Source organism: Dactylosporangium sp. NPDC000521, assembly GCF_042898305.1.
Lineage (GTDB): Bacteria > Actinomycetota > Actinomycetes > Mycobacteriales > Micromonosporaceae > Dactylosporangium.
The window spans coordinates 332,590-355,414 of the sequence record NZ_JBIAYW010000005.1; the positions used below are offsets into that span (position 1 = coordinate 332,590).

Below are 22,825 nucleotides of genomic sequence, written 5' to 3' on the forward strand. Positions count from 1 at the left end.
ACCGGTGTGACGGATGGGTCGCGCATGCGACCGTGTTTGGTTTGCCGAGGGGTGAGCGAGGCATGGCGGCGACGGTGGAAGCGCGCTGGCTGGAAGCGTTCAGCGCGATTCTCGACGGATCACACCTGTTCCAGCCGGACGGGCTGGCCACGGCGGTGGACGCTGCGCTGGAGCCGCTCGGGATCGACGCCACCATCTACCTGGTCGACGAGGAGCAGCGGTCCCTGTGCCCGGTGCCGCGTCCGGGGTACCCGCTACCCCCGCCACAGCCGGTGGAAACGACGGCGGCGGGGCAGGCGTTCGCGATGGTCAGCTCGATGCCGAAGGGTGACCGCGGCTGGTGCGTGCCGATCGTCAACGGCACCGACCGGCTCGGGGTCGTCGAGTTCGAGGTCGGCGAGGACGAGCCGGAGGTGCGCGACGGCTCGCTGCGGGCCCGCTGCGAGACTCTCGCCGGGCTGATCGGTCACCTGGTCACCGTCACCTCCCACAAGGGTGACTTCCTCGCCCAGGTGCGCCGGTCCCGGTCGATGACGCCGGCCGCGGAGCTGCTCCGGCAGCTGCTGCCGCCGCTCACGTCGGCCTGCGAACGGATGGTGATCAGCGCGATTCTCGAGCCGTGCTACGACGTCGGCGGTGACGGCTTCGACTACGCGATCGACGGCGCGCGGGCCAGGATCGTGATCCTGGACGCCGTCGGACACGGGCTCGCGGCCAGCCTCGCGTGCGGGGTGGCGATGTCGGCGATGCGCGCGGTCCGCCGTGCCGGCGGCGACCTGCGGGCGCAGGCCCGGGCCGCCGACGCCGCGCTGACCGAGCAGTTCCCGGACAGTCGGTTCGTGACCGCCGTGCTGGCGGAGCTCGACCTGGAGGCCGGGCGCCTGCGGTACATCAACGCCGGACACCCACGGCCGCTGCTGCTGCGCACCGGGCGGGTCGTCCGGGACCTCGCCGCCGGTCGCCGCATGCCGCTCGGGGTGCACGACGACGTCGAGGTGGCCGAGGAGGACCTGGAGGGTGGCGACCGGCTCCTGCTCTACACCGACGGCGTGACGGAGGCCCGCGACGCGGCCGGGGAGGAGTTCGGCGTGCAGCGGCTCATCGACCTCACCGAGCAGCACGCGAGCGCCGGCCTGCCCGCGCCGGAGACCCTGCGCCGGCTCGCGCACGCCGTCGCCGAGCACCAAGGCGGCGCGCCGGCCGACGACGCCACCCTCGTGCTCGCCGAATGGTCACCGGTCGCGGCGCTGCGCAGCGCTCCGTACCAGCAGCGCCTGACCTGACCTCGCACCGGTCGCGACGTCGGTCTCGTCGTCGAACTCGCCGATGACCTCCTCCAGGAGATCCTCCAGGGCGACCAGGCCGACCGGCGCGCCGTCCTGGGTGGCGACGGCGAGCTGCGCCCGGGACTCCCGCATCGACCGGACCGCGGCCAGCACGCTGCTGCCGGCCGGCAGGGCGAACGCGGCGGTCATCAGGTCGGCGGCGGTCGCCGCCGAACCAGCCGTCGTCGCCCGCAGCGCGTCGCGGACGTGCACCACCCCGACGACGCCGCCCAGGGAGTCGACGACCGGGAACCTGGACCGGCCGGTGGACCGGTTGGCGAGCTCGACGTCGGTCGCGGTGGCGTCCAGCGGTACCGTCACCATCGCCGCCGCCGGGGTCATCACCTGCGCGACGGTGGTGTCCTGCAGCTGCAGCACCCGGCTGAGCAGCTCCTGCTGGTCCTGGGCGAGCGTGCCGTGCTGCCGGGACGACTCCAGCAGCATCATCAGCTCCTCCGGCCCGTGCGCAGCGGACAGCTCGTCCTGTGCCCGGACCTTGACGAGGCGCAGGCACGCGTTGGCGAGGCCGTTGAGCAGTGCCAGCAGCGGCCGCACGACCCGGGTGAACGCCCGGAACGGCAGCGCCAGCCCCCGCGCGGAGCGCTCCGGGTCGCTGATCGCCCACGACTTCGGTGCCATCTCGCCGACCACCATGTGCAGGAACACCACGACGGCGAGCGCGATCACGAACGCGATCGGGTAGCTGAACCGCTCCGGCAGCCCCACGGCGTGGAACAGCGGGTCGAGCAGGTGCGCGACCGCGGGCTCGGCGAGCGCGCCGAGCCCCAGCGAGCACAGCGTGATGCCCAGCTGCGCGCCGGCGAGCATCAGCGACAGCTCGCGGCTGCCGGCGAGCGCGGCGGCCGCGGCCCGGCTCCCACCGGCGGCGGCCTGCTCCAGCCGGTGCCGCTTGCTGGCCACGAGGGCGAACTCGGCGGCGACGAAGAACCCGTTCGCCGCCAGCAGCACCGCGGAGACGAGCAACGCCCATCCGGTGCTCACGCCGTCACCTCCGCTGCGCTCCGGCGCCGGCCTGAGCCCCAACCCGCAATCCTGTTTCGCGGCCCTCCGCTGCGCTCCGGCCCGCTCATGCCGTCACCTCCGCTGCGCTCCGGCGCCGGCCTGAGCCCCAACCCGCAATCCTGTTTCGCGGCCCTCCGCTGCGCTCCGGCCCGCTCATGCCGACACCCGGATCGTCTTTGGGACGTGGCGGTGCACGGTCAGGACCTCCAGGCGCACCTCGCGGGGCGGGGCGTCGTCGTCGGGGAGCGCGGGCGGCAGCGTGACGTCCACGGTGTCGCCGGGTTGGGGGATTCGGCCGAGGCGCTGCAGCACGAGACCCGAGACGGTGTCGTAGTCGTCGCTCTCCGGCAGCGTCACGCCGGTGGTGCGGGCGACCTCGTCGACCCGCCAGCGGGCCGGGACGAGCCACGAGCCGTCCGGCTGGCGGACCGCGGACGGCTCCGGCGCGTCGTCCTCGTCGCGGATCGACCCGACGAGCTCTTCCGCGACGTCCTCCAGGGTGATGATGCCGGCGAAGCCGCCGTACTCGTCGATGACGCACGCCAGCTGCCGGTGCTCGGTGCGCAGCCGCTCCAGGACCGCCGGCAGCGCCGCCGTCGACGGCACCAGGACCGGCGGCAGCGCGATCTCCGCCATCGTCACCTTGTGCCGGTCCGCAGCGGGCAGCGCCACGAGGTCGGCGCCGCCGACGACGCCGATCAGGTCGTCGACGCTCGCACCGACGACGGGGAAGCGGGTGTGCCCGGTGTCGAACAGCTCGACGAGGCGGATCGCCGGGTCGGTCGCGGCCACCGTGACCACGTCGACGCGGGCGATCATCGCCTCCTCGGCGGTGCGCGCCCGGAACGCGAGCCCGCGCTGCAGCAGCTGCGAGGTGTCGGCGTCGAGCAGCCCGCCGGTGCGCGACTCGGCGATGATGCGCTCCAGGTCCTCCGGGGTGGCGCCCTCGGGCAACTCCTCGATCGGCTCGATGCCGACCCGCCGCAGCAGCCGGTTCGCCGCCGCGTCGAACATGCGGATCAGCGGGCCGGCCAGCGCCAGGTAGACCAGCGTCAACCGCGCCAGGGCCCGAGCGAGGGCCTCCGGTCGGGCGATCGCCCAGTTCTTCGGGCCGAGCTCACCGAGGACCATCTGCACCACGGTCGCCGTCAGCAGCGCCAGCACGACCGCCGCCGACGCGCTCGCCGCCTGCGGGACCCCGGCCGTGCCCAGCAGCCGCGCGAGACCCCTGCCGAGAAACGGCTCGGCGACATACCCGACGAGCAGGGCAGTCACGGTGATGCCGAGCTGCGCGCCCGACAGCATGAACGACAGCCGTCCGGTGACGCGCAGGGCCCGCCGCGACGGCAGGTCACCGCCGTCGGCGGCGCGCTTGAGCTTCGCGCGGTCCACGGCCACATAAGCGAACTCGGCTGCGACGAAATAGCCGGTCGCGGCGGTGAGCACCACGATGAGCACGAGGCCGATGAGGATCAGCATGAGGGACCAAAAGTCAGCCGGGCGCAGCCCGGCCCGGTACTCCAACCAACCATGATCCGACGCTAGCAGGCTTCGCTGAACGATCGCTGGGAAGCGCCCCGCACCGGTACTGTGAGGCTGAATCGTTCCAAGCGTCCGGCCGATCCACCTTCGTCGCGGTGATTACCGCCGATGACGCCCGGGTAAAGGGCGGCAATCCCCCGAACACCCTGGAGGTTGTGATGGCGGAGCTCGGACACGAGGGCCGAAGCGGGGCCGGGGCGGCCGGCGAGCCGAGGTCCCAGTCCCGCGATCTGGCGCGCGATCTGGCCCGGGACGTCCGGGACCGGGTCGGCGCCGAGGCCCGCGGCCGCAACGAGGGACTTGCCGGGGGCGTGCGCCGCTTCGCCGGCGAGCTCGACCGGATGCCCGGCGGGCGCGGCGGCCCGGCCACGAACAAGGCCGTCACGCCACGGGGCGGCCGCCGGGTCGCGGACTACCTCGCCGGGCACCGGCCGGAGGGCGTCCTGGAGAGCGTGCAGGACGTCACCCGCCGGCCCGACACGTTCCTGCTGGCCGCCGCCGCCGCGGGGTTCGTCGTCGGCCGGCTCGGCGACGGCGCCTTCCAGGCCGGGCGGCCCGGCGACGGCGACCTCTGGCGCGCGTACAACGGCAGCTCGTACAACGGCCGCGGCTACAGCACGAGCGGCCCGGCGCGGAAGACCCGCTGACCGCCGGCCCGCGGCACGACGCACCGCCGGGGACGCGCCGTGCCAGCACCGGCGGGGGCGCGGACCGGCCGCACCCCCGCCGTCACGCGCCGGTGACCGGCGGCTCGGCCGACCACGGGAAGTTGATCCAGCGGTCCGTGCGGCGCCACACGTACTCGCACCGCACGACGGTGTGCGGCTTCTCGTACAGCACCGCGATGCGCACGTCCGAGGCGTGCTCGACGCAGAAGTCGTGCACGACCCGCAGGGTGGCGCCGGTGTCGGCGACGTCGTCGGCGATGAGCACCCGGGCGCCGGCGAGATCCGCGCCGTCAGGGGTCGGGCGCAGCACCACCGGGGCCTCGAGCCGCTCGTCGACGCCCGTGTAGTACAGGACGTTCATCATCACGATGCTCTTCACGTCGAGCGCGTACCCGAGGGCGCCGGCCAGCAGGAGCCCGCCGCGGGCGATGGACAGCACCACGTCGGGCCGGAACCCGTCGTCGGCGACCGCCTGCGCCAGCTCCCGCGAGGCCGCGCCGAACTCCTGCCAGCTCAGCTCTTCCCGCTCCGCCATCGCCTACCCTTCGAGCGCCTTCCACGGCTTGGGGGTCCACACCCAGTGTCCGTTGACGTGGGCCAGACCGTCGAACGCCATGCCGGAGTCCTTGCCCGGCTCGGTGTACTTCCACCGGTACCAGGTGACCCCGGGCTGCAGGTGCGGCCCGACGTCCTTGTAGCCGCCGGGGAACTCGGCCTCGGCCGCGGAGGTCCACGCCTTCAGGTCGTCGCTGGTGGCCTTCGCCAGCTTCAGCTCGGTCTGGCCGGCACTGCCGGCGACCTCGACCTTCTGCCCGGTCCACACGCTCTTCTTGTAGAACTGTTCGGCCTTCGCCGCGGCGGCGCCCACGAACAGCGCCTTGTAGTCCTCGGCCGTCGGCTGCAGCTTCTGTACGAGCGCGGGGTCCTTCGGCAGCGCCTGCAGCAGCGCCTTCGCGCCGTCGTCACCCTTCGGGTACTGGTCCGCGGCCTGGCTCGCGCCCCCGGCGGTGGTCGCCGGCGCGGCGGGGGAGTCCGCCTCGTCGGACTTGCAGCCGGCGGCGGTGAGGCCGATCAGCGTCACCAACAATGTCGAAAGCGCCAGGCGCTTCATGCATGCTCCTTGATCGTCGGTCCGTGTGCGCGGACCAACGTACAAAGGCGATGCAACGGCCTACTTCAGGAACGCGCTGACCGTCGTCGCGAGCCAGGCCGGGTCGTCGAGCCACGGGGAGTGCCCGCCGGCGGGCTGGACGGCCACCTCGGCGTGCGGGAACAGGCCCGCGTAGTCGGCGGCGCGCTTCGGCGGCAGCGCCACGTCGTGCTCGCCCGCGATCAGCAGGACCCGCGCCCGCAGGCCGCCGATCGCCGCCCGGGCCGCCGCCGTGTCGACGCCGTCGTAGTACACCTTCGCGGCCTCGTCGTTGCGCAGCCGGTCCTGCTCGGCGGCCTGCGCGCGGGCGGTGTCGTCCCACCGCCCGTACGTGAACGGTGTGATCGCCGCCCAGTCGGCGGCGACGGCCTCGCCGGCCCACACCCGCTCGAACGCGGTGTACGCGGTCGGGAACCACGGCTCGGCGTGGCGCAGCCGCGCGACCTCCCGCCGGTCCGCGTCGCCGATCTCCAGGCCGACCACCCGCGGCGACGGGGTCACCAGCACGAGGCGGCCGATCCTGTCGCGGTGGCGGGTGGCGTACAGCACCGCGACGGCCGCACCGGCGGAGTGCGCCAGCAGGTCGACCCGGTCCAGGCCGAGGTGCTCCCGCAGCGCCTCGACGTCGTCGGCGAGCCGGTCGCAGCGGTAGGTCGCCGGGTCCTGCGGCGCGTCGGACCCGCCGGTCCCGCGCAGGTCCAGCCGGACCAGGTCGTGGTGCGCGGACAGTCCCCCGAGATCGCCGAGGTACGACGAGGCCACCATCGGCCCGCCCGGGATGCAGATCAGCGGGCTGCCCGCGCCGCCGCGGTGGTACGCGAGCCGGGTGCCGTCGGCGCCGTCGAAGTAGTCCACCGGGCGATGATATGCGTGCCTCTCGATCCGGTCCCGCCGTGGCGTTTCGGGCCGGACGCGGCGGGGCAACTGCAAGAGGTGAGCCGGCTCGTTCGCGTCCTGGCCGCCGCGGTCACCCTCGCGGTGGGTGTCGGCTGCGCCATCGGCACCGGCGGCGACCAGGAGCGGCGCGGCGCCCCGCTCGGCGGCGGCCTGGGTCGCACGCCCGACGCGGCACGCGCCGACCAGACCGCGCGCGACGCCATCGCCGACGTCGAGCGGTTCTGGTCCGCCACCTACCCGCGCCTGTCCGGCGGTGCGCCCTTCGAGCCCGTGACCGGTGGCTACCACCCGTACACCCGGCGGGACCCGCCACCGGCGTGCGGGCCCGAGCGGTGGCAGTACCAGCCGAACGCCTTCTACTGCTCCGCCGGCGACTTCATCGCCTGGGACGCCGAGACGCTCGTCCCGCAGCTCGACGCCGACTTCGGCCGCCTGCTCGTCGCGGTCGTCTTCGCCCACGAGTACGGCCACGCCGTGCAGACCCGCCTGCGGCAGGGCGGCCAGCCGACGATCGTGCTGGAGCAGCAGGCCGACTGCTATGCCGGCAGCTGGATCGCCGACGTCGCCGCCGGGCACTCCTCGAAGTTCGCCGCCGCCACCCCCGACGAGCTCGACAGCACCGTCGCCGGCATGCTCACGCTCCGCGACCAGCCCGGCGTGTCGGCCCAGGCCTCGCAGGCGCACGGCAACGCCTTCGACCGGGTCCGCGCCCTGCAGGAGGGTGTCGAGCAGGGCGCCGGCCACTGCGCCGCGTACAACGCCCGGAACCTGCCGGTGACCGAGATCCCGTTCAGCTCCGAGGACGAGGCCGCGTCCGGCGGCGACCTGCCCTACGAGCAGGCGGTGTCCGAGCTGTCCGCCGACGCCTCCGCGTACTGGAGCCGCGCCTACCCGAAGCTCACCGGCGAGCCGTGGAAGCAGGTCAAGGTCGTCCCGTTCGACCCCGCCGACCCGCCCGACTGCCCCGGCCAGGACCCGTCGCCGGCCTTCGCCTGCACGAGCCGGGACTTCATCGCCTTCGACGACAAGCAGCTGGGGCCGCAGCTGTACGAGCACATCGGCGACAACGCCGTCGGCATGCTCCTGGCCGACCTGTTCGCCCGCGTCGCCCAGGAACGCCGCGGCGAGCCGGCGACCGGCCGTGAGGGCCAGCTGACGGTCGACTGCCTGGCCGGCTCGTGGACCAACGACCTGCTCAACCGCACCGAGGGCCTCCGCCTCTCCCCGGGCGACCTGGACGAGGCCGTGGCCGCCCTGCTCGTCCTCGGCCGCGCGGGCGCCAGCAACGACGCCACCGCCTTCGACCGCATCGCGGCCTTCCGCGACGGCACCCTGGGCGGCATGTCGAAGTGCGCCTGAGCGGTGCTGTGGTTCTCCTCGCCCGTGGATGTGCAAGACCGGCCGGGACCGCCGGCGAACCTAGCGGCGCGGTCCGCCGCCTGACCGCGGGCGGTCGCCCGCCGCCAGCGCGCCGGACTCGGCGGCGCGGATGATGCGGCGGAAGGTGGGGCACTCCATGTGGCTGGGTGCCGGGCAGGCGGCCGCGTGGCGCAGGGAGTCGCGCAGGACGGTGAGCCTGCCGATCGTCGCGTCCAGGTCGTCGGCCTTCGCGGCGAGCACGGCACGGTCGATGCGCGGGCTGCCGTCGGGGGCGAACATGAGCGCGATCTCGTCGAGGGAGAAGCCGGCGGTGCGGCCCAGCGCGATCAGGGCGAGCCTGCGCAGCACGCCCGGGTCGAACTGGCGGCGCAGGCCGGCCCGGCCGGCGGACGCGATCAGGCCCTTCTCCTCGTAGTAGCGCAGGGTCGAGACGGCCAGCCCCGAGCGGCGCGCCACCTCGGCGATGTCCAGGTTCGTCATCGGCTTGACCTCAAGTCGGCTTGAAGTGAAACGGTCCCATCCCGTCACCGTTCATGGCAAGGAGAGCAGAGCATGGAAGCGCAGACGGCACTGTGGAACGGGCGCGCCGGTGCGGCGTGGGTCTCGGCGCAGGCGATGCTGGACGAGGTGTTCCGGCCGTTCGAGGACCTGCTCGCCGCGGCGGTCCGCGGCGGCGGCCGCGTGCTCGACGTCGGCTGCGGCGCCGGCAGCACGACCGTCGCCGCCGCCCGGAAGGCCGGCCCCGGCGGCCGCTGCGTCGGCGTCGACATCGCCGCGCCGATGATCGCCGCCGCCGCGGACCGCGCCGGCCGCGAGGGGGTGCCGGCCGTCTTCGTCCAGGCGGACGCGCAGGAGCACGACTTCGGGGCGGCGGCGTTCGACACGATCATCTCCAGGTTCGGCGTCATGTTCTTCGCCGACTCCGTCCGCGCGTTCACCAACCTGCGCCGCGCCGCCGCGCCGGGCGCGCTCCTGCGGGCCGTCACCTGGCGCGGCGTCGAGGAGAACCCGTTCATGACGACGGCCGAGCGGGCCGCGGCGCCGCTGCTGCCGTCGCTGCCGCGGCGCCGGCCGGACGCGCCGGGGCAGTTCGCGTTCGCCGACCCGGCGAAGGTGCGGGGCATCCTGCGGGACGCCGGCTGGACCGCGGTCGACATCCGCCCCCTCGACGTGCCGTGCGCCTTCCCGGAGGCGTCGCTCGTGCCGTACTTCACCCGGCTCGGCCCGCTCGGCCTGGTCCTGGGCGACGTCGCCGAGCCTGCCCGGACCCGGATCGTCGAGACCGTCCGCGCCGCGTTCGCCCCGTTCGTCGTCGACTTACCAGCAGGCGCCGAGGTCCGCTTCACCGCCGCCTGCTGGCAGGTCGACGCGCACGCCCCGACGGTGTGACCAGCGACCTCAGCCGTCAGGCGCTCTCGCCGCGGCGGAGCTCGTAGGCGACGAGGCGTTCCTGGGGCGGGGCGCCGTCGGGGCCGGCGAGGCGGGCGGCGAGGAGGTCCACGGCGACCTGGGCCAGGCGCTCCTTGTCAGGGGCGATGGTGGTCAGGGTCGGCACGGAGAAGCGGCCGTCCTCGATGCCGTCGAAGCCGGCGACCGCCACGTCGCCGGGGACGCGGAGACCGGCCTCGTGCAGGGCGCGCAGGGCGCCGAGGGCGAGCGTGTCGTTGAAGCAGAACACCGCGTCCGGCCGGGCGGCCAGCAGTGAGCGCATGGCGGCGGCGCCGTCGGTGCGGTGCCAGGCGGAGGCCGGTGCGATCAGCGAGTCCGACACGGGCAGGCCCGCGTCGGTGAGGGCGGCCGTGTAGCCGGACAGCCGCAGCCGGGCCGTCACGCCCTCGGCGGTGTGCTGGGCGCCGATCGCGGCGATGCGGCGGCGGCCCAGGGCGATCAGGTGGGCGGTCATGTCGCGGGCGGCGGCGACGTTGTCGATCGCGACGTGGTCGGCGGGGCCGTGGTGGACGCGCTCGCCGAGCAGAACCATCGGCGCGCGGCCCGAGGCGGCCGACAGGTCGGCGGCGGTCAGGGCCAGGGGGCTGAAGATGACGCCGTCGATGAGGTGGTCGCGGATGCCCTGGGCGACCATGCGCTCCTGCTCGGCGGAGCCGTTGGTCTGATCGATGAGCACGGTCCAGTCGTGGCGGGCGGCGGCGTCCACCACGTGGCGGGCGAGCTCGGCGAAGTAGGGCAGGCCCAGCTCGGGCACGGCGAGGGCGATGACACCGGTCCGGCCCAGGCGCAGGTTGCGCGCGGAGAGGTTGGGGCGGTAGTCCAGCGCGGCCAGGGCCTCCTCGACCTTGGCGCGGGTGTCCGGCCGGACGTGCGGATATCCGTTGACCACGTTGGACACCGTCTTCACCGACACCCCGGCGCGCTCGGCGACGTCCTTCAGTCTGTGGCGCACGCGAAGGACTGTACCGTGCGCGCAGCTCTTTACAACGTTGTATTCAACGTTGTACAAAGTCATCACGTTCACACGGAAGGCGACAGGATTGGACACCTCGGCAGGGCACGTCGCTCAGCACACGGCGAAGGTCACGATCGATCCGGCGTTCCGCATCGGCCCCGCCGACCGGCGGCTCTTCGGGTCGTTCGTCGAGCACATGGGCCGCTGCGTGTACGGCGGCGTCTTCGAGCCGGGCCATCCGAGCGCCGACGGCCTGGGGCTGCGCGGCGACGTGCTGGAGCTGACCCGCGAGCTCGGCGTGTCGGTGGTGCGCTACCCGGGCGGCAACTTCGTCTCCGGCTACCGCTGGGAGGACGGCGTCGGCCCGGCCGGCGACCGGCCGCGCCGACTCGACCTCGCCTGGAAGAGCATCGAGACCAACGCATTCGGCCTCGACGAGTTCATGACGTGGGCGCGGGCGGCCGGCGTCGAGCCGATGATGGCCGTCAACCTCGGCACCAGGGGCGTGCAGGAGGCCTGCGACCTGCTGGAGTACGCGAACCACCCGGGCGGCACGCACTTCTCGGACCTGCGGCGCAAACACGGCGCCGAGAGCCCGTACGGCATCCGCCTGTGGTGCCTGGGCAACGAGCTGGACGGCCCGTGGCAGGTCGGGCACAAGACGGCCGACGAGTACGGGCGGCTCGCCGCCGAGACCGCCCGCGCGATGAAGATGGTCGACCCGTCGGTGAGCCTCGTCGCCTGCGGCAGCTCCAACCGGGGGATGCCCACGTTCGCCGCGTGGGAGGCGACGGTGCTCGAGCACACCTACGAGCACGTCGACTACATCTCCGCGCACACCTACTACGACCCGACCGACGGCGACCGGGCCAGCATCCTGGCGTCCGCCGTGGACATGGACGCGTTCATCCGTGAGGTCGTGGCGACCGCCGACCACGTCGCCGCCAAGCAGCGCCGGACCCGCCGGCTCAAGGTGTCCTTCGACGAGTGGAACGTCTGGTACCAGCAGCGCCTCGCCGCCGACCTCGACCGTGACTGGGTGGAGGCGCCGGCGCTGATCGAGGACACGTTCACCGCGACCGACGCCGTCGTCGTCGGCGACCTGCTCATCACGCTGCTGCGGCACGCCGACCGGGTCGGCGTCGCCTGCCAGGCGCAGCTCGCCAACGTCATCGGGCCGATCCGCACCGTCGACGGCGGGCCGGCCTGGCGGCAGAGCATCTTCCACCCCTTCGCCCTGACCGCCCGGCACGCCCGCGGCACGGTGCTGCGCACGGAGCCGGTCGGGCCGTCGCACGACACGGCCCGCTACGGCCTGGTGCCGTCCGTGGACACCGTCGCCGTCCACGACGAGGAGAGCGGCGCGCTGGCCGTCTTCGCGGTCAACCGCGGCGACACCGACCTGCTGCTGCAGATCGACCTGCGCGCCATGCCGGGCCTCGTGCCGGCGGAGCACCTCAGCATCGAGGCCGGCGACGCCACCAACACCGCCGACGCACCCGACCGCGTCACGCCGCGGGTGCGGCCACTGCCCACCGCCGGCGGCGTGCCGCTCAAGGCCGCCTCCTGGAACCTCATCCGCTTCACACACCCCCACGAGGAGCGCTGAACCATGACCACACTCAACCGACGGCAGCTGCTGGGTCTCGGCCTCGGCGCCGCCGCCGCGGTGTCGCTGGCCGCCTGCGGCGACGACGACAAGGGCCCCGCCGCCGCCACGGGCAACGGCGGCAAGGACTACACCGGGCCCAAGGTCACCCTGAACCTGTGGAACGGCTTCACCGGCGGCGACGGCGACATCTTCAAGAAGCTCGTCGACCAGTTCAACGCCGAGCACGCCAACATCGCGATCACCGTCGCCACGTACAAGTGGGAGGACTACTACGCGAAGCTGCCCGGCGCGGTGTCCAGCGGCAACGGCCCCGACGTCGCCGTCATGCACATGGACATGCTCGCGACGTTCGCCGCGCGCCAGGTCATCCAGCCGGTCGACGACGTCGCGGCCGCGCTCGGGCTGAGCGAGTCGGACTTCGCCGCGACCGTGTGGAAGGGCGGCATCTACCACGACAAGCGGTACGGCATCCCGCTCGACATGCACCCGCTCGGCATGTACTACAACAAGACGCTGTTCCAGCAGGCCGGCCTCGACCCGGCCAAGCCGCCGACGGACCGGGCCTCGTTCGAGGCGGCCCTCGCGGCGTTCAAGAAGGCGGGCATCCAGGGGTTCTGGATCAGCCCGTTCCAGTTCACCGGCGGCATGACCGGCTACTCGCTGGTCCACCAGTTCGGCGGCTCGCTGTACAACGACGACGCGACGAAGGCGGCGTTCAACTCCGACCAGGCGGTCGAGGCGGTCACCTGGTGCACGAAGCTCGTCGCCGACGGGCACTCCCCGGCCAACGTCGGCCAGGACGCCGACTACCTCGCGCTCAAGAGCGGCAAGAACGCCATCAACATGAACGGCATCTGGCAGGTCAACGACCTCAAGAAGAGCCCCGAGGTGCAGTGGGGCGTGGCGCCGCTGCCGCAGATCGGCACAAAGAAGGCCGTCTGGGCCAACTCGCACAACTTCACCATCGTGCAGCAGAAGAAGACCGACGCGAACAAGGTCGCCGGGGCGAAGGTCTTCATCAACTGGCTCAGCCAGCACTCCCTGGACTGGGCGGCCGGCGGGCAGGTCCCGGCCCGCAACGCGGTCCGCGACGACCCGAAGTTCAAGGAGCTGACCGAGATCAGCGCCCTCGCGGCGGAGCTGCCCGACGCGGCGTTCCCGCCGGCGGCGCCCGGCATCGGCGACGTCACGAACCTGTTCTACACCGCGTTCAACGAGGCGGTGCTGGGCAAGAAGTCGCCGAAGCAGGCGCTCGACGACGGCGTCGCCAAGGCCGACAAGCTGCTGGAGGACAACCGCAAGAAGTACGGCAGCTGACGATGCGGCACGGCCGCGCGACACCGTACCTGTTCCTCCTGCCGTACCTGCTGATCTTCGGCGCGTTCGGGCTGCTGCCGATCGCCCTGGGGGTGTGGCTCAGCCTGCACCAGTGGGACTTCCAGCTGCCCGACAAGCCGTTCACCGGCCTGGACAACTACACCGAGCTGTTCACGCCCGATTCGCTGGTGTACAGCGACTGGTGGGAGAGCGTCCGCGCCACCGCGATCTTCACGGTGCTGTCGGTGCCGCTGCTCGTCGTGCTGCCGCTCGGCGTCGCCGTGCTGCTCAACCGGCGGTTCCCCGGCCGCACGTTCTTCCGGGCGGTGTACTTCGCGCCGTACGTCCTGGGCGTCGCGGTCGTCGGGCTGCTGTGGCGGTTCCTGCTCGACGCGAACCTCGGCTTCGTCAACCACGTGCTCGGCACCGAGACGCCGTGGCTGACGGCGACGCCGTGGGCGTGGGTGTCGCTGGTCGGGGTCACCGTCTGGTGGACGTGCGGCTTCAACGCCGTCATCTACCTCGCCGGGCTGCAGGACATCCCGGCGGAGCTCTACGAGGCGGCCAGGATGGACGGTGCGTCGGCGTGGCGGCGGTTCTGGCACGTGACCTTGCCAGGGCTGCGGCCGGTGATGCTGTTCGTCGTCACCACCACGATCCTGGCGTCGGCGAACATGTTCGGCCAGTCCTACCTGATCACGCAGGGCGCGCCGGGCAACGAGACCCGCACCGTCGTCGCCTACGTCGTGCAGCTCGGCCTCGGCCAGAACGACGCCGGGCGGGCGGCCGCGATGAGCGTCACCCTGACCCTCATGCTGGCGGTCGTCAGCGTCGCCAACTTCCGGCTCTTCCGCTACCAGGAGGACTCGTGACTCTGCCACCAGAAGGGCGCGGGACAGCGCTGCCACCCCGGCCGGTGCCGACCACGAGAGCCGGCGCGCTGAACATCATCCGCCGCGTCGCGCTGTACGCCACCCTCCTCGCCTTCACGGCGGTCTTCGTCGTCCCGCTGGTGTGGATGGCGCTGACCTCCTTCAAGACCTACCCGGCCGCGCAGCAGAGCCCGCCGACGTGGCTGCCGCACCCGGTCTCGACCTACGGGTACGGGCGGCTGTTCGAGGCCGGCTCCCAGAACCCGGTGCTGCGCTGGTTCGTCAACAGCATGCTCGCCGCCACCCTGCACGCGGCGCTCGTGCTCGTCACCGCAGCCACCGCCGCGTACGCCCTGGCGCGGATGCGGTTCCGGGGCCGGGGCGCGGTGTTCGCCGTCATCGTCGCGACCCTGTTCGTGCCGCCGGCGACGCTCATCATCCCGGGGTTCCTCATCGCGGACACGCTCGGCTGGCTCGACACGATCACCGTGCTGGTCGTGCCGACGGCGGCGTCGGCGTTCGGCGTGTTCTTCCTGCGCCAGTTCTTCCTGTCGCTGCCGCGCGAGCTGGAGGAGGCGGCCGTGCTCGACGGGGCCAACCAGTGGCAGGTGTTCGTGAAGGTGGTGCTGCCGCTGTCCCGGCCGGCGCTCGCCACCCTGGTCGTGCTGTCGTTCCTGACCAACTGGAACGACTTCCTGTGGCCGGTCTACACCCTGTTCAGCGCGGACCGGCTGACGCTGCCGGCCGGGCTCGGGCTGCTGCAGGGCGCGTACGTCACCGACTATCCGGTCGTCATGGCCGGTGCGGTGCTCGCCAGCGTGCCGGCGCTGGTGCTGTTCGTCCTCGCCCAGCGGCACGTGATCGAGGGCGTCTCCCGCAGCGGGCTCAAGGGGTGAAGAGTCCGCTCCTGGCCGTCGCCGCAGTCGCTGTCCTCTCCCTCGGCGGCTGCGGCGACGGCCGTTCGACAACAGAGCCGGAAGGCGGCGACGCCGTGTTCAGCAATCCCGTCCACAGTGGAGACACGCCCGACCCGCAGGCGGTGCTCGCCGACGGCACCTGGTACCTCTTCCACACCAACGCCGCCGGGTCGAACGTCCCGGTGCTCACCTCGCCGGACCTCGTGACCTGGAGGCCGGCCGGCGACGCGATGCCGGTGCTGCCCGCCTGGGCCGACCCCGGCAAGACGTGGGCGCCGGAGGCGATCGCGCTCGGCCCGCAGCGCTACGTGCTCTACCCGACCGTCGCGGACCGGGCCTCGGGGCGGCAGTGCATCGCGCGGGCGACCGCCACGCGGCCCGGCGGCCCGTACACGGACACCGCCGCCGCGCCCCTCGTGTGCCAGGCGGACCTCGGCGGCTCCATCGACGCCAGCCCCTTCCGTGACAGCGACGGCAGCCTGTACCTGCTGTGGAAGAACGACGGCAACGCCGTCGGACAGGACACCTGGCTGTGGTCGCAGCGGCTGTCGGAGGACGGGCTGCGCCTGGTGGGGGAGCCGGTGCGGCTGCTGCGGCAGACCGAGCCGTGGGAGGGCCACGTCGTCGAGGGCCCGTTCCTGTGGCGGCACGAGGACCGGCTGTACCTGTTCTACGCGGCCAACGCCTACGACAAGGCCGACTACGCCGAAGGCTACGCGCTGTGCGACACGCCGCTCGGCCCGTGCCGCAAGCCCGGCGGCGACCCGGTCCTGAAGTCCGGCGGCGGCGCGTCCGGGCCGGGCCACGCGTCCATGGTGGAGTTCAAGGGCCGGACCTGGCTGCTGTACCACGCGTGGCCGCCCGGCGCGGAAGGCTCGGTCAGCCCCGGCCGGCAGCTGTGGCTCGACGAGGTCACCTGGGAGGACGGCCGGCCGGTCGTCCACGGCCCGACGCGCGGGCCGCAGCAACGCCCCTGACGGGCCAGGGGCCGAAGGTCACCGCCGGGTGAGGTGGCCGGCGCAGGACTCGCGCCGGTCACCGCCGGACTTCGTGCCGTCGGGGCAGACCACGTTCACCCACGTCACGTCGTCGAGGTCGGCGTCGTCGAGACGGGCGCCGCGCAGGTCGGTGTCGGCCAGGAGGGTGCCGGTCAGGTCCGCGCCCCGGACGTCCGCGCCGCCGAAGTCGGACCGGCGGAACTCGGTCCGTCGCAGCTTCGCGCCGCGCAGCACGGCGCCGCGCAGGCCGGTGTCGGCGAACGTGCTGCCGTCCCAGGTGGTGCGGCGCAGGTCGGCGCGGCCGAGCTCGACGCCGGTGAGCGTGGCGTCGCGGACGTCGGCGCCGGTGAGGTCCGCGCCGGTCAGGTCGACGTTCTCCATCGACACCGTCCGCAGGTCGGCCTCGTGCAGGTTGGAGCCGCTGAGGTTCGCCTCGCGGACGAACCCGTCCACAGTGGACCGCTCCAGGTCGGCGCAGCGCAGCCGCCGCTGGGACAGTTCGGCGTCGTTGACCGTCCGGCGTGGCATCGAGACCGCCCCGGCCTCCGCGCACCGCCGTCCATGCGTCTCGGTGTTCCGCGTCTGTACGACCAGCAGCACGCCGAGCAGGACCGCGCAGAGCAGGCAGGCCGCCGCGACGCGACGCGGCCGGTGCCGCACCGCGTGTCGCAGCTTCGCCAGACCGCCGACGTTCACCGTGGGCCCGGTGAGACGAGCGGGTTCAGGGAAAGGCGCAGGATGCGGTCGTCATCGGCGGAGGGTCCGCGGTCGAGGCGGCCGTCGCGGTTGGACGTCGTCATCCAGACGCTGCCGTCGGGTGCCCTGACGGCGGAGCGCAGGCGGCCGTACTTCGTCGCGAGGGCCTCCACGGGCTTCTTCGCCACCCCGCCGCTGGGCCGCCACCGGATGCTCGGCGCGTCGGGTCCGCCGCCCTCGGTCGGCCGCCTGCCGGCCTCCTTCTGCAGGCTGCGGTCGAGGGCGACGAGGTAGACGCGCTGCCCGCGCAGGCAGGTGACGACGGCGGTGCTGCCGAGCACGGCCACGTCGGCGCTGACCCCGACCTCCGGGTGCCAGGTCACCACCGGGTCGATGAACTGCGGTTTGCCGCCGATGCCCTCCACGAGCGGCCAGCCGTAGTTGCCGCCGGGCAGGATGACGTTCAGCTCGTCCCAGACGGCCTCGCCGATCTCGGTCTCGTACATCGTGCCGTCGGGGCCCCAGTCCAGGCCCTCCGGGTTGCGGTGGCCGTAGGACCAGACGAGCGAGCCGCGGAACGGGTTGCCGGGCGGCGGCTTGCCGTCGGTCGTCATCCGCAGGATCTTCCCGCCGAGATTGCTGAGCTGCTGCGCCGCCTCGGTCCTCGACGCTTCGCCGGTGGTCGCGTACAGGTACCCGTCGGGGCCGAACTCGAGCCGTCCGCCGTTGTGGATGCCGCCGCGCGGGATGCCGGTGAGGATCGGCCTGGGCCGCTCGCCCAGCTTCAGCCTGGCGATCCGGTTGTCGTCGCGGGTGGTGTAGTAGATGAAGACCGTCTGGTCGACGGCGAACCGCGGCGACGCGGCGATGCCGAGCAGCCCGCCCTCGTTGTCCGACACCGCCTCGCTGATCTTCGTCACCGGCGTGACCGCCTGCGTGCCGTCGGCGGCCCTGCCCGGGCCGATCCGCAGGATCCGCAGCGTCCGCCGCTCGGTGACGAGGGCGCTGCCGTCGGGCAGGAACGTCAGGCCCCACGGGACGTCGAGGTGCCGCGCGATCGTGCTGACGGCGACCGAGGCGTCGCCGCTCGCGGACGGGTCGATCGGACCGTGGCCGAAGGCGGTCGGGTCGGTGACGCCCGGCGCCGCGTTCTTGGTCGGCGGTGGCTTCGCCGGGGCGTCGGCCGTGCAGCCGGCGGCGACGCTCAGCAGCACGCAGAGCGCGACGGTGCCCGCGCGGACGGGTGTTCCCATGGACCGGCCTCCGCTCGCGCCGCCGTACATCGTCTCCCTGCACGATCACGAATTCGTGCCGCCTCCGGCCTCACCCGTGCCGGAGGATCGTCGACGGGAGTTTGACCTCGTGCCGGGCGGGGCACAAAGCCGTGGGAGTTGAGCACCCGTACCTTCGCCCGTACCTTCGAGGAGACCAGATGAGACTGCTGACATTGGCCGCCGGGCTCGCCACCGGTTACGTGCTGGGCACCCGTGCCGGCCGCGGCAAGTACGAGCAGATCGTCGAGGGCGCCCGGCAGCTGCGTGCCAACCCGACCCTCGCGCAGGCGCAGGCGACGGCGAGGAAGCTCGCCTCCTCTCCGTCGTCCACTGCCTCGATCACGCCGCCCGCGGCATCACCCGCGATGTCATCCGCCGCGTCGTCCAGCACCACCACGACGCCGTCGTCCCGCGCGGCTTCGGCCGCCCCGGCTTCGACCGGCCCGGCTTCGACCGGTTCCGCTTCGACCGGTTCGGCTTCGGCCGGCCCGGCTTCGGCCGGCTCCGCTTCGACCGGTTCCGCCGGCTCCGCCGCGAAGCCCAAGGCGGCGCGCGGCACCTCCGGCCAGGGCGCGGCGTCCGCCGTCAACTCGCTGAAGTAACCGACCCGAACGATCCCGCACGGCCCCGGCAGCGCGCGCTGCCGGGGCCGTCCGTGTGCAAACGACCGTTCCGCTTGACCATGGAAATGAAACCGATGCCAGTGAGGGAAGGAACTCGAACTCACCGAACCGGAGGAGCATGTCACCGGACGTACCCACCGCACTGTTGGAGCGGGCCGAGGCGGGCCCGATCGACGACGGCGCGTTCGTCGCCTGCGTGCGGGACTCGCTGCCGTACGCCTGGGCCGTCGTCAGCGGCGTCGCCGCCGGCCTGCACGCGTCCGGGGCGGACTTCGCCGACTGGACTGCGATGAGCAGACGATGATGAGAATTCGAACGTCCATGGCCGCCGCCGCGGCCCTGGCCGCGCTCGCCGATGCGGCGACGCGGGCACACCCGCCACGGCGGGACGAGGAGACCGGCTCGCGGTCGTCGCGACCACCACCCAGGTCGCCGGCTTCGCCCGCGCCGCCGGCGGTGACCGGTTCAGCGTCACGCAGATCCTCAAGCCCAACATCGACCCCACATGACGACGAGCCGCCCGCCGCCGACGTGACCGCGATCGGAGCCGCCCGTGTGCTCGTCAAGAACGGCGTCGGCCTGGAGGGCTGGCTCGACGCGACGATCGCCTCCGCCGGCTTCAAGGGCAACGTCGCCGACATGAGCACCGGCGTGACGATCCGCGACGGGGAGGATCCTCACATCTGGCCGGATCCCCGCAACGACCGCATTGCTCGCCGCGCTGCTCGTCGCAGCCCTGTCACGACGGCACGACCCGAGCACCGCCAACGCCGTCGTCCTCGCCGCCGGTGTCGCGCTGCTGTCGGCGCAGCGAGGGCTCGCCACGGACCTGACCGCGTTCCTCGCCGGGTCCATCCTCACCGTCGACCGGCACGACCTCGCCGTCGTCGCGACGGTGCTGGGCGGTGCGGGGAAGGAGGTGACGTTCACGGCGTTCGACCGTGACGGAGCCCGGCCGGCCTGCCCGTCACCACGATCGACGCCACGGTGCTGCTGCTGATCGGGTGCGTGGGTCGTCACCGCCGTCCCAGCCGCCGGCACGCTGCTGACGGTCGCCCTCGTCGCCGCACCGGCCGGCACAGCGCGACTATGGGCGACCCGGACCGGAACCATGACAGCCCTCGCGGTCACACTCGCCGTCAGCGGCAAGGTCTGCGGGCTCCTGCTGCCCCGGGCCAGGGACATCGCCGCCGGAGGTGCGGTCAGCCTGGTCGTGGCCACCTGCTTCGGCGCCTCACTGCTCACCGCGCCCCACTTGCGATCCCTCCGGCTGCCGACCACCGACCGTCCGCCGGCGTCGATGCCGCACCGACCGCCGAAGTGCAGCAGGGCCCGCTGCCATCGGGCGGATTCCCATTCTTTGCGGGTGACCGACCGTCGTGTCCGCGGGTCCGGTTTTCCGGCCACGGCACCTGATCGACGGGCTCCGGCGACGGATCCAGACGGGAGCGCCGTGATGCTGACCGCGTCGCAGGCGCATGCGACCGCCACGACCAGATCCGGTGGGACGCCAGCATGGACCCCACCAGCGTCCGGACACATCAGCACGCTGCCCGGTGCCCACCGTGACGGGACGTTCGCCGCAGGAGCAGTGCTGTGATGTCTGGGCGCAGATCCGGTCGCGTCGCAGCCCTGGTCGCCGAGGTCGGACACGTCACCTGGGACGTGTCGGTGGACTCCACCGCGCGGACGGACCGGCACGCCGCCGGGGCGCGGTATGGGGGATCTGCAGGCCGGTTCACCCGGCGATGTTCGGCAGGAGCCATTCGACCTTGCCTTCGGCCGCTCCCGTGGTGCCCTTGACGCCAGGATCCACCTCGGCTGCGAGCAGGGCAAGAAGTCGCTGTCGATCGTTCTGACCGCGGCAACAGTCTGCAGTTCACCGTGGTCCTCGACGGCAGACGGGTCCCGCCGCTGCGCGCTGGGCTGGCCGCGGACCTGCCTGGATCGGGTCCTGGCCGACAAAGCGTGCGCCGGCAGGGAGAGCCGGGACTATCCGCGCCGCCGTGACGCCTGAACAGTGGCGTCCGGGCCGTGACGCCTGAACCGTGGCATCCGGGCGGTGGCATCTGGGGCGTGGCGTCCGGGTTGGGGTATCTGGGCCGGGGGAGTCCGGGCGGCGGTCCGCTCGAAGGCCGACCACGCCGCGAACTGGAGTCGGGACCTATCTGCGCCGCCGCCGTGACGTCTGGGCCGTGACGTCTGGGCCGTGACGTCTGGGCCGTGACGTCTGGGCCGTGACGTCTGGGCCGTGACGTCTGGGCCGTGGCGTCCGGGTCGGGGCGTCCGGGCGGCGGTCCCGATCAACGGCCGACCACGCTGCGAACCGGTGGGGGCTCGGGCCGGAGGGTGGCCGTCTGCCCGGCCTTCGACCCTGGAACGCTGCGAGCAGTGCCGCGGCGTGGATTGCGGCGTCAACCTGCCGAACAGCGACGACGAGTGTGTGCTGACAGGTCGGCGTCATCGTCACCGCAGCGGCGAATGGTGCTGCGCCGCCGTCAGCGGACACGGCTGAGTTGCGGCTGCGGGCTTCGGTGGGTCGGTGGTCGGTGCGGCCCGGCTACGATCCATCGCATGTCGACCACGGCCTCCGGGTGTCTCTTCGGTCTCGCGTACGGCGATGCACTCGGCAAACCGACCGAGTTCATGACGGTCGACGCGATCGTCGCGCGCTACGGGGCCGGTGGTCCCCGCGAGCTCGAAGGCGACCCGGCACTCGTCACCGACGACACACAGATGACGCTCGCAGTCGGGTGGGCGCTGCTGGACGCTCCCGCTGCCACCGCCGCCGCGCTGGAGCCGCTGCTGCGGGCCCGCTTCGTGGAGTGGGCGCACAGCCCCGACAACAACCGGGCGCCGGGCATGACGTGCCTGCGGGCGTGCGGCGGGCTCGCCCAGGGCGTGCTATGGACCGAGGCGACCGTCGCGGGCTCCAAGGGCTGCGGCGCCAACATGCGGGTCGCGCCGGTCGGGCTCGTCCCCTCCTACGACCTGGACACCCTCGCGGGCGTCGCCCAGCTGCAGGCCGCCATGACCCACGGTCATCCGACGGCCCTCGCGGCCAGCGAGCTCACCGCGCTTGCCGTGCGCCTGCTCCGCGACGGCGCCCCCATCGCGTCGCTGCCCGCCGCGCTGCGCGACCGGTGCGAGTCGCAGCGGACCATCTACCGGTCGGACTGGCTCGGCACGCTCTGGCAGCAGCCGGCGGTGAGCTCGCCGGAGCAGTTCATCAGCCGCGGCTGGGACGAATGCCTCGACGTGCTCGACCGTCTCGACGCCGCCCTGGCGGCCCCCGACGACGGCGGCGACCCGTGCGCGGCCACCGGGGAGGGCTGGATCGCCGAGGAGGCCCTGGCCACCGGCCTGCTGTGCGCGATCCGCCACGCGGACGACCCGGTGACCGCCCTCGCCCGGGCCGCCACCACCGCCGGTGACTCGGACTCGATCGCCTGCCTCGCCGGCGCCTTCCTGGGCGCGTCGCTGGGCATGGCGGCGTGGCCGCTGCCGTGGCTGTCGCGCATCGAATACGCCGCCGGCCTCACCACCCTCGGCCGCGCCTGGGACTGACGGCACCCCCTCGTGCCGGGCCGTCGTCGCGGACGCCTGCCGCAGGACGACGGTCCTGGCCCACGCGACGACACCCCACAAGAACCCGCCGACCCCCGTCATGCCCTGGACGCTACGCCCCGGGTACGACACTTTTCCGGGCCGGCAGATCGAGGAGCGGGGCCGGCAGACCGCACTCCAGGACCAGGCAGATCCAGGTGACAGCGACGGTCAGCAGCACCCGCATCGCCGGGTCCGCGCCCGACACCGGCTCGACGAGCACGGCGTGCAGGATCGCCAGGACCGGCATGTGCAGCACGTAGATCGGCAGGGTCCGGCGGCCGATGCCGCCGATCGTCGCCGACACTGCGCGGGACCGGGCCGCGAGCGCCACCGCCGTCACGCCGAACCCGATGGCGGCGACGCTGACGACCGGGCGGGCGAGTGGGGTCAGAGGCAGGATGGCGAGGCCCGCGGCGTACATGAGACCGAAGACCGACAGACGGCGCCAGGTCGCGGCGCGGGCGAGGCCCTCCACGACCGGCCGCAGGCGGAGGCCGGCGAGGAAGCCGGTCGGGGAC

21 protein-coding genes and 3 pseudogenes are annotated in these 22,825 nt (G+C 73.2%); 14 read left to right on the plus strand and 10 right to left on the minus strand.

Going from position 1 to position 22,825, the window contains the following annotated elements:
- Nucleotides 1-62: 62 nt before the first annotated feature.
- Nucleotides 63-1,283 (plus strand): PP2C family protein-serine/threonine phosphatase, encoded by a 1,221-nt coding sequence (locus tag ACFY3L_RS19525; protein ID WP_389325449.1) that lies wholly within the window; start codon nt 63-65, stop codon nt 1,281-1,283.
- Here the strand turns inward: ACFY3L_RS19525 and ACFY3L_RS19530 are convergent.
- The gene (locus ACFY3L_RS19530) at nt 1,233-2,327 is read right to left on the minus strand and encodes a hemolysin family protein (RefSeq protein WP_389325452.1); all 1,095 of its coding nucleotides are present in this window, start codon (nt 2,325-2,327) and stop codon (nt 1,233-1,235) included. The genes ACFY3L_RS19525 and ACFY3L_RS19530 overlap by 51 nt on opposite strands.
- A gap of 174 nt (nt 2,328-2,501) precedes the next feature.
- Nucleotides 2,502-3,827 carry a hemolysin family protein gene (locus ACFY3L_RS19535; protein ID WP_389326085.1) on the minus strand — a complete coding sequence of 442 codons (1,326 nt, stop codon included), beginning with the start codon at nt 3,825-3,827 and terminating at the stop codon, nt 2,502-2,504.
- 158 nt (nt 3,828-3,985) lie between these two features.
- On the opposite strand from ACFY3L_RS19535, the gene ACFY3L_RS19540 reads away from it, so the two are divergent.
- Nucleotides 3,986-4,537 carry a hypothetical protein gene (locus ACFY3L_RS19540; protein ID WP_389325455.1) on the plus strand — a complete coding sequence of 184 codons (552 nt, stop codon included), beginning with the start codon at nt 3,986-3,988 and terminating at the stop codon, nt 4,535-4,537.
- Nucleotides 4,538-4,619: 82 nt separating this feature from the next.
- Here the strand turns inward: ACFY3L_RS19540 and ACFY3L_RS19545 are convergent, their stop codons facing one another.
- From ACFY3L_RS19545 to ACFY3L_RS19555, 3 genes are read right to left on the minus strand one after another with little or no spacing between them, the layout of a single operon-like run.
- Complete coding sequence (locus ACFY3L_RS19545; protein WP_389325458.1) at nt 4,620-5,093, minus strand: phosphoribosyltransferase; 474 nt, start codon at nt 5,091-5,093, stop codon at nt 4,620-4,622.
- 3 nt (nt 5,094-5,096) lie between these two features.
- On the minus strand, nt 5,097-5,669 hold the full coding sequence (locus ACFY3L_RS19550; protein WP_389325461.1) for a hypothetical protein: 573 nt from the start codon (nt 5,667-5,669) through the stop codon (nt 5,097-5,099).
- A gap of 60 nt (nt 5,670-5,729) precedes the next feature.
- Nucleotides 5,730-6,563 carry an alpha/beta fold hydrolase gene (locus tag ACFY3L_RS19555; protein ID WP_389325464.1) on the minus strand — a complete coding sequence of 278 codons (834 nt, stop codon included), beginning with the start codon at nt 6,561-6,563 and terminating at the stop codon, nt 5,730-5,732.
- 15 nt (nt 6,564-6,578) lie between these two features.
- On the opposite strand from ACFY3L_RS19555, the gene ACFY3L_RS19560 reads away from it, so the two are divergent.
- Entirely contained in the window at nt 6,579-7,964 is a 1,386-nt protein-coding gene (locus ACFY3L_RS19560; RefSeq protein ID WP_389325467.1) for a zinc metallopeptidase, read from the plus strand.
- Between the two features lie 60 nt (nt 7,965-8,024).
- Here the strand turns inward: ACFY3L_RS19560 and ACFY3L_RS19565 are convergent, their stop codons facing one another.
- Nucleotides 8,025-8,465: a helix-turn-helix domain-containing protein gene (locus ACFY3L_RS19565; RefSeq protein ID WP_389325470.1), complete on the minus strand. Its 441-nt coding sequence runs from the start codon at nt 8,463-8,465 to the stop codon at nt 8,025-8,027.
- Nucleotides 8,466-8,537: 72 nt separating this feature from the next.
- Between ACFY3L_RS19565 and ACFY3L_RS19570 the strand changes: the two genes are divergently transcribed.
- Entirely contained in the window at nt 8,538-9,374 is an 837-nt protein-coding gene (locus ACFY3L_RS19570) for a methyltransferase domain-containing protein (protein WP_389325473.1), read from the plus strand.
- A gap of 16 nt (nt 9,375-9,390) precedes the next feature.
- Here ACFY3L_RS19570 and ACFY3L_RS19575 read toward each other — a convergent pair whose 3' ends face one another.
- Entirely contained in the window at nt 9,391-10,386 is a 996-nt protein-coding gene (locus ACFY3L_RS19575; protein ID WP_389325476.1) for a LacI family DNA-binding transcriptional regulator, read from the minus strand.
- 88 nt (nt 10,387-10,474) lie between these two features.
- Here ACFY3L_RS19575 and ACFY3L_RS19580 point away from each other — a divergent pair, with 88 nt between their 5' ends.
- From ACFY3L_RS19580 to ACFY3L_RS19600, 5 genes are read left to right on the plus strand one after another with little or no spacing between them, the layout of a single operon-like run.
- The gene (locus ACFY3L_RS19580) at nt 10,475-11,998 is read left to right on the plus strand and encodes an alpha-N-arabinofuranosidase (protein ID WP_389325479.1); all 1,524 of its coding nucleotides are present in this window, start codon (nt 10,475-10,477) and stop codon (nt 11,996-11,998) included.
- Nucleotides 11,999-12,001: 3 nt separating this feature from the next.
- Complete coding sequence (locus ACFY3L_RS19585) at nt 12,002-13,318, plus strand: ABC transporter substrate-binding protein (RefSeq protein ID WP_389325482.1); 1,317 nt, start codon at nt 12,002-12,004, stop codon at nt 13,316-13,318.
- A gap of 2 nt (nt 13,319-13,320) precedes the next feature.
- Complete coding sequence (locus ACFY3L_RS19590; RefSeq protein ID WP_389325485.1) at nt 13,321-14,190, plus strand: carbohydrate ABC transporter permease; 870 nt, start codon at nt 13,321-13,323, stop codon at nt 14,188-14,190.
- The gene (locus tag ACFY3L_RS19595) at nt 14,187-15,086 is read left to right on the plus strand and encodes a carbohydrate ABC transporter permease (RefSeq protein ID WP_389325487.1); all 900 of its coding nucleotides are present in this window, start codon (nt 14,187-14,189) and stop codon (nt 15,084-15,086) included. The genes ACFY3L_RS19590 and ACFY3L_RS19595 overlap by 4 nt, the downstream gene beginning before the upstream one ends.
- The gene (locus ACFY3L_RS19600; RefSeq protein ID WP_389325490.1) at nt 15,083-16,084 is read left to right on the plus strand and encodes a glycoside hydrolase family 43 protein; all 1,002 of its coding nucleotides are present in this window, start codon (nt 15,083-15,085) and stop codon (nt 16,082-16,084) included. Before ACFY3L_RS19595 ends, ACFY3L_RS19600 begins: the two co-directional genes overlap by 4 nt.
- A gap of 18 nt (nt 16,085-16,102) precedes the next feature.
- Here the strand turns inward: ACFY3L_RS19600 and ACFY3L_RS19605 are convergent, their stop codons facing one another.
- Both ACFY3L_RS19605 and ACFY3L_RS19610 read right to left on the minus strand, forming a co-directional pair.
- A complete protein-coding gene (locus ACFY3L_RS19605; protein ID WP_389325493.1) occupies nt 16,103-16,801 on the minus strand; it encodes a pentapeptide repeat-containing protein in 699 nt (232 codons plus the stop codon).
- Nucleotides 16,798-18,054, minus strand: a complete 1,257-nt coding sequence (locus tag ACFY3L_RS19610; RefSeq protein WP_389325495.1) for a PQQ-dependent sugar dehydrogenase — start codon at nt 18,052-18,054, stop codon at nt 16,798-16,800. Before ACFY3L_RS19610 ends, ACFY3L_RS19605 begins: the two co-directional genes overlap by 4 nt.
- Nucleotides 18,055-18,233: 179 nt before the next feature.
- On the opposite strand from ACFY3L_RS19610, the gene ACFY3L_RS19615 reads away from it, so the two are divergent.
- The 5 genes and pseudogenes from ACFY3L_RS19615 to ACFY3L_RS19635 all read left to right on the plus strand — a co-directional run bounded on the left by ACFY3L_RS19615 (nt 18,234) and on the right by ACFY3L_RS19635 (nt 22,265).
- The gene (locus ACFY3L_RS19615) at nt 18,234-18,677 is read left to right on the plus strand and encodes a hypothetical protein (RefSeq protein WP_389325498.1); all 444 of its coding nucleotides are present in this window, start codon (nt 18,234-18,236) and stop codon (nt 18,675-18,677) included.
- A 139-nt stretch (nt 18,678-18,816) separates the two neighbouring features.
- Nucleotides 18,817-18,978, plus strand: a pseudogene (locus ACFY3L_RS19620) (hypothetical protein); the annotation flags it as partial.
- A gap of 41 nt (nt 18,979-19,019) precedes the next feature.
- A pseudogene (locus ACFY3L_RS19625) lies at nt 19,020-19,403 on the plus strand (metal ABC transporter solute-binding protein, Zn/Mn family); the annotation flags it as partial.
- A gap of 4 nt (nt 19,404-19,407) precedes the next feature.
- Nucleotides 19,408-20,298 (plus strand): annotated as a pseudogene (locus ACFY3L_RS19630) (metal ABC transporter permease).
- Nucleotides 20,299-21,272: 974 nt separating this feature from the next.
- Nucleotides 21,273-22,265: an ADP-ribosylglycohydrolase family protein gene (locus ACFY3L_RS19635; RefSeq protein ID WP_389325501.1), complete on the plus strand. Its 993-nt coding sequence runs from the start codon at nt 21,273-21,275 to the stop codon at nt 22,263-22,265.
- Between the two features lie 112 nt (nt 22,266-22,377).
- Here ACFY3L_RS19635 and ACFY3L_RS19640 read toward each other — a convergent pair whose 3' ends face one another.
- Nucleotides 22,378-22,782: a hypothetical protein gene (locus tag ACFY3L_RS19640; RefSeq protein ID WP_389325504.1), complete on the minus strand. Its 405-nt coding sequence runs from the start codon at nt 22,780-22,782 to the stop codon at nt 22,378-22,380.
- Nucleotides 22,783-22,825 lie beyond the last annotated feature (43 nt).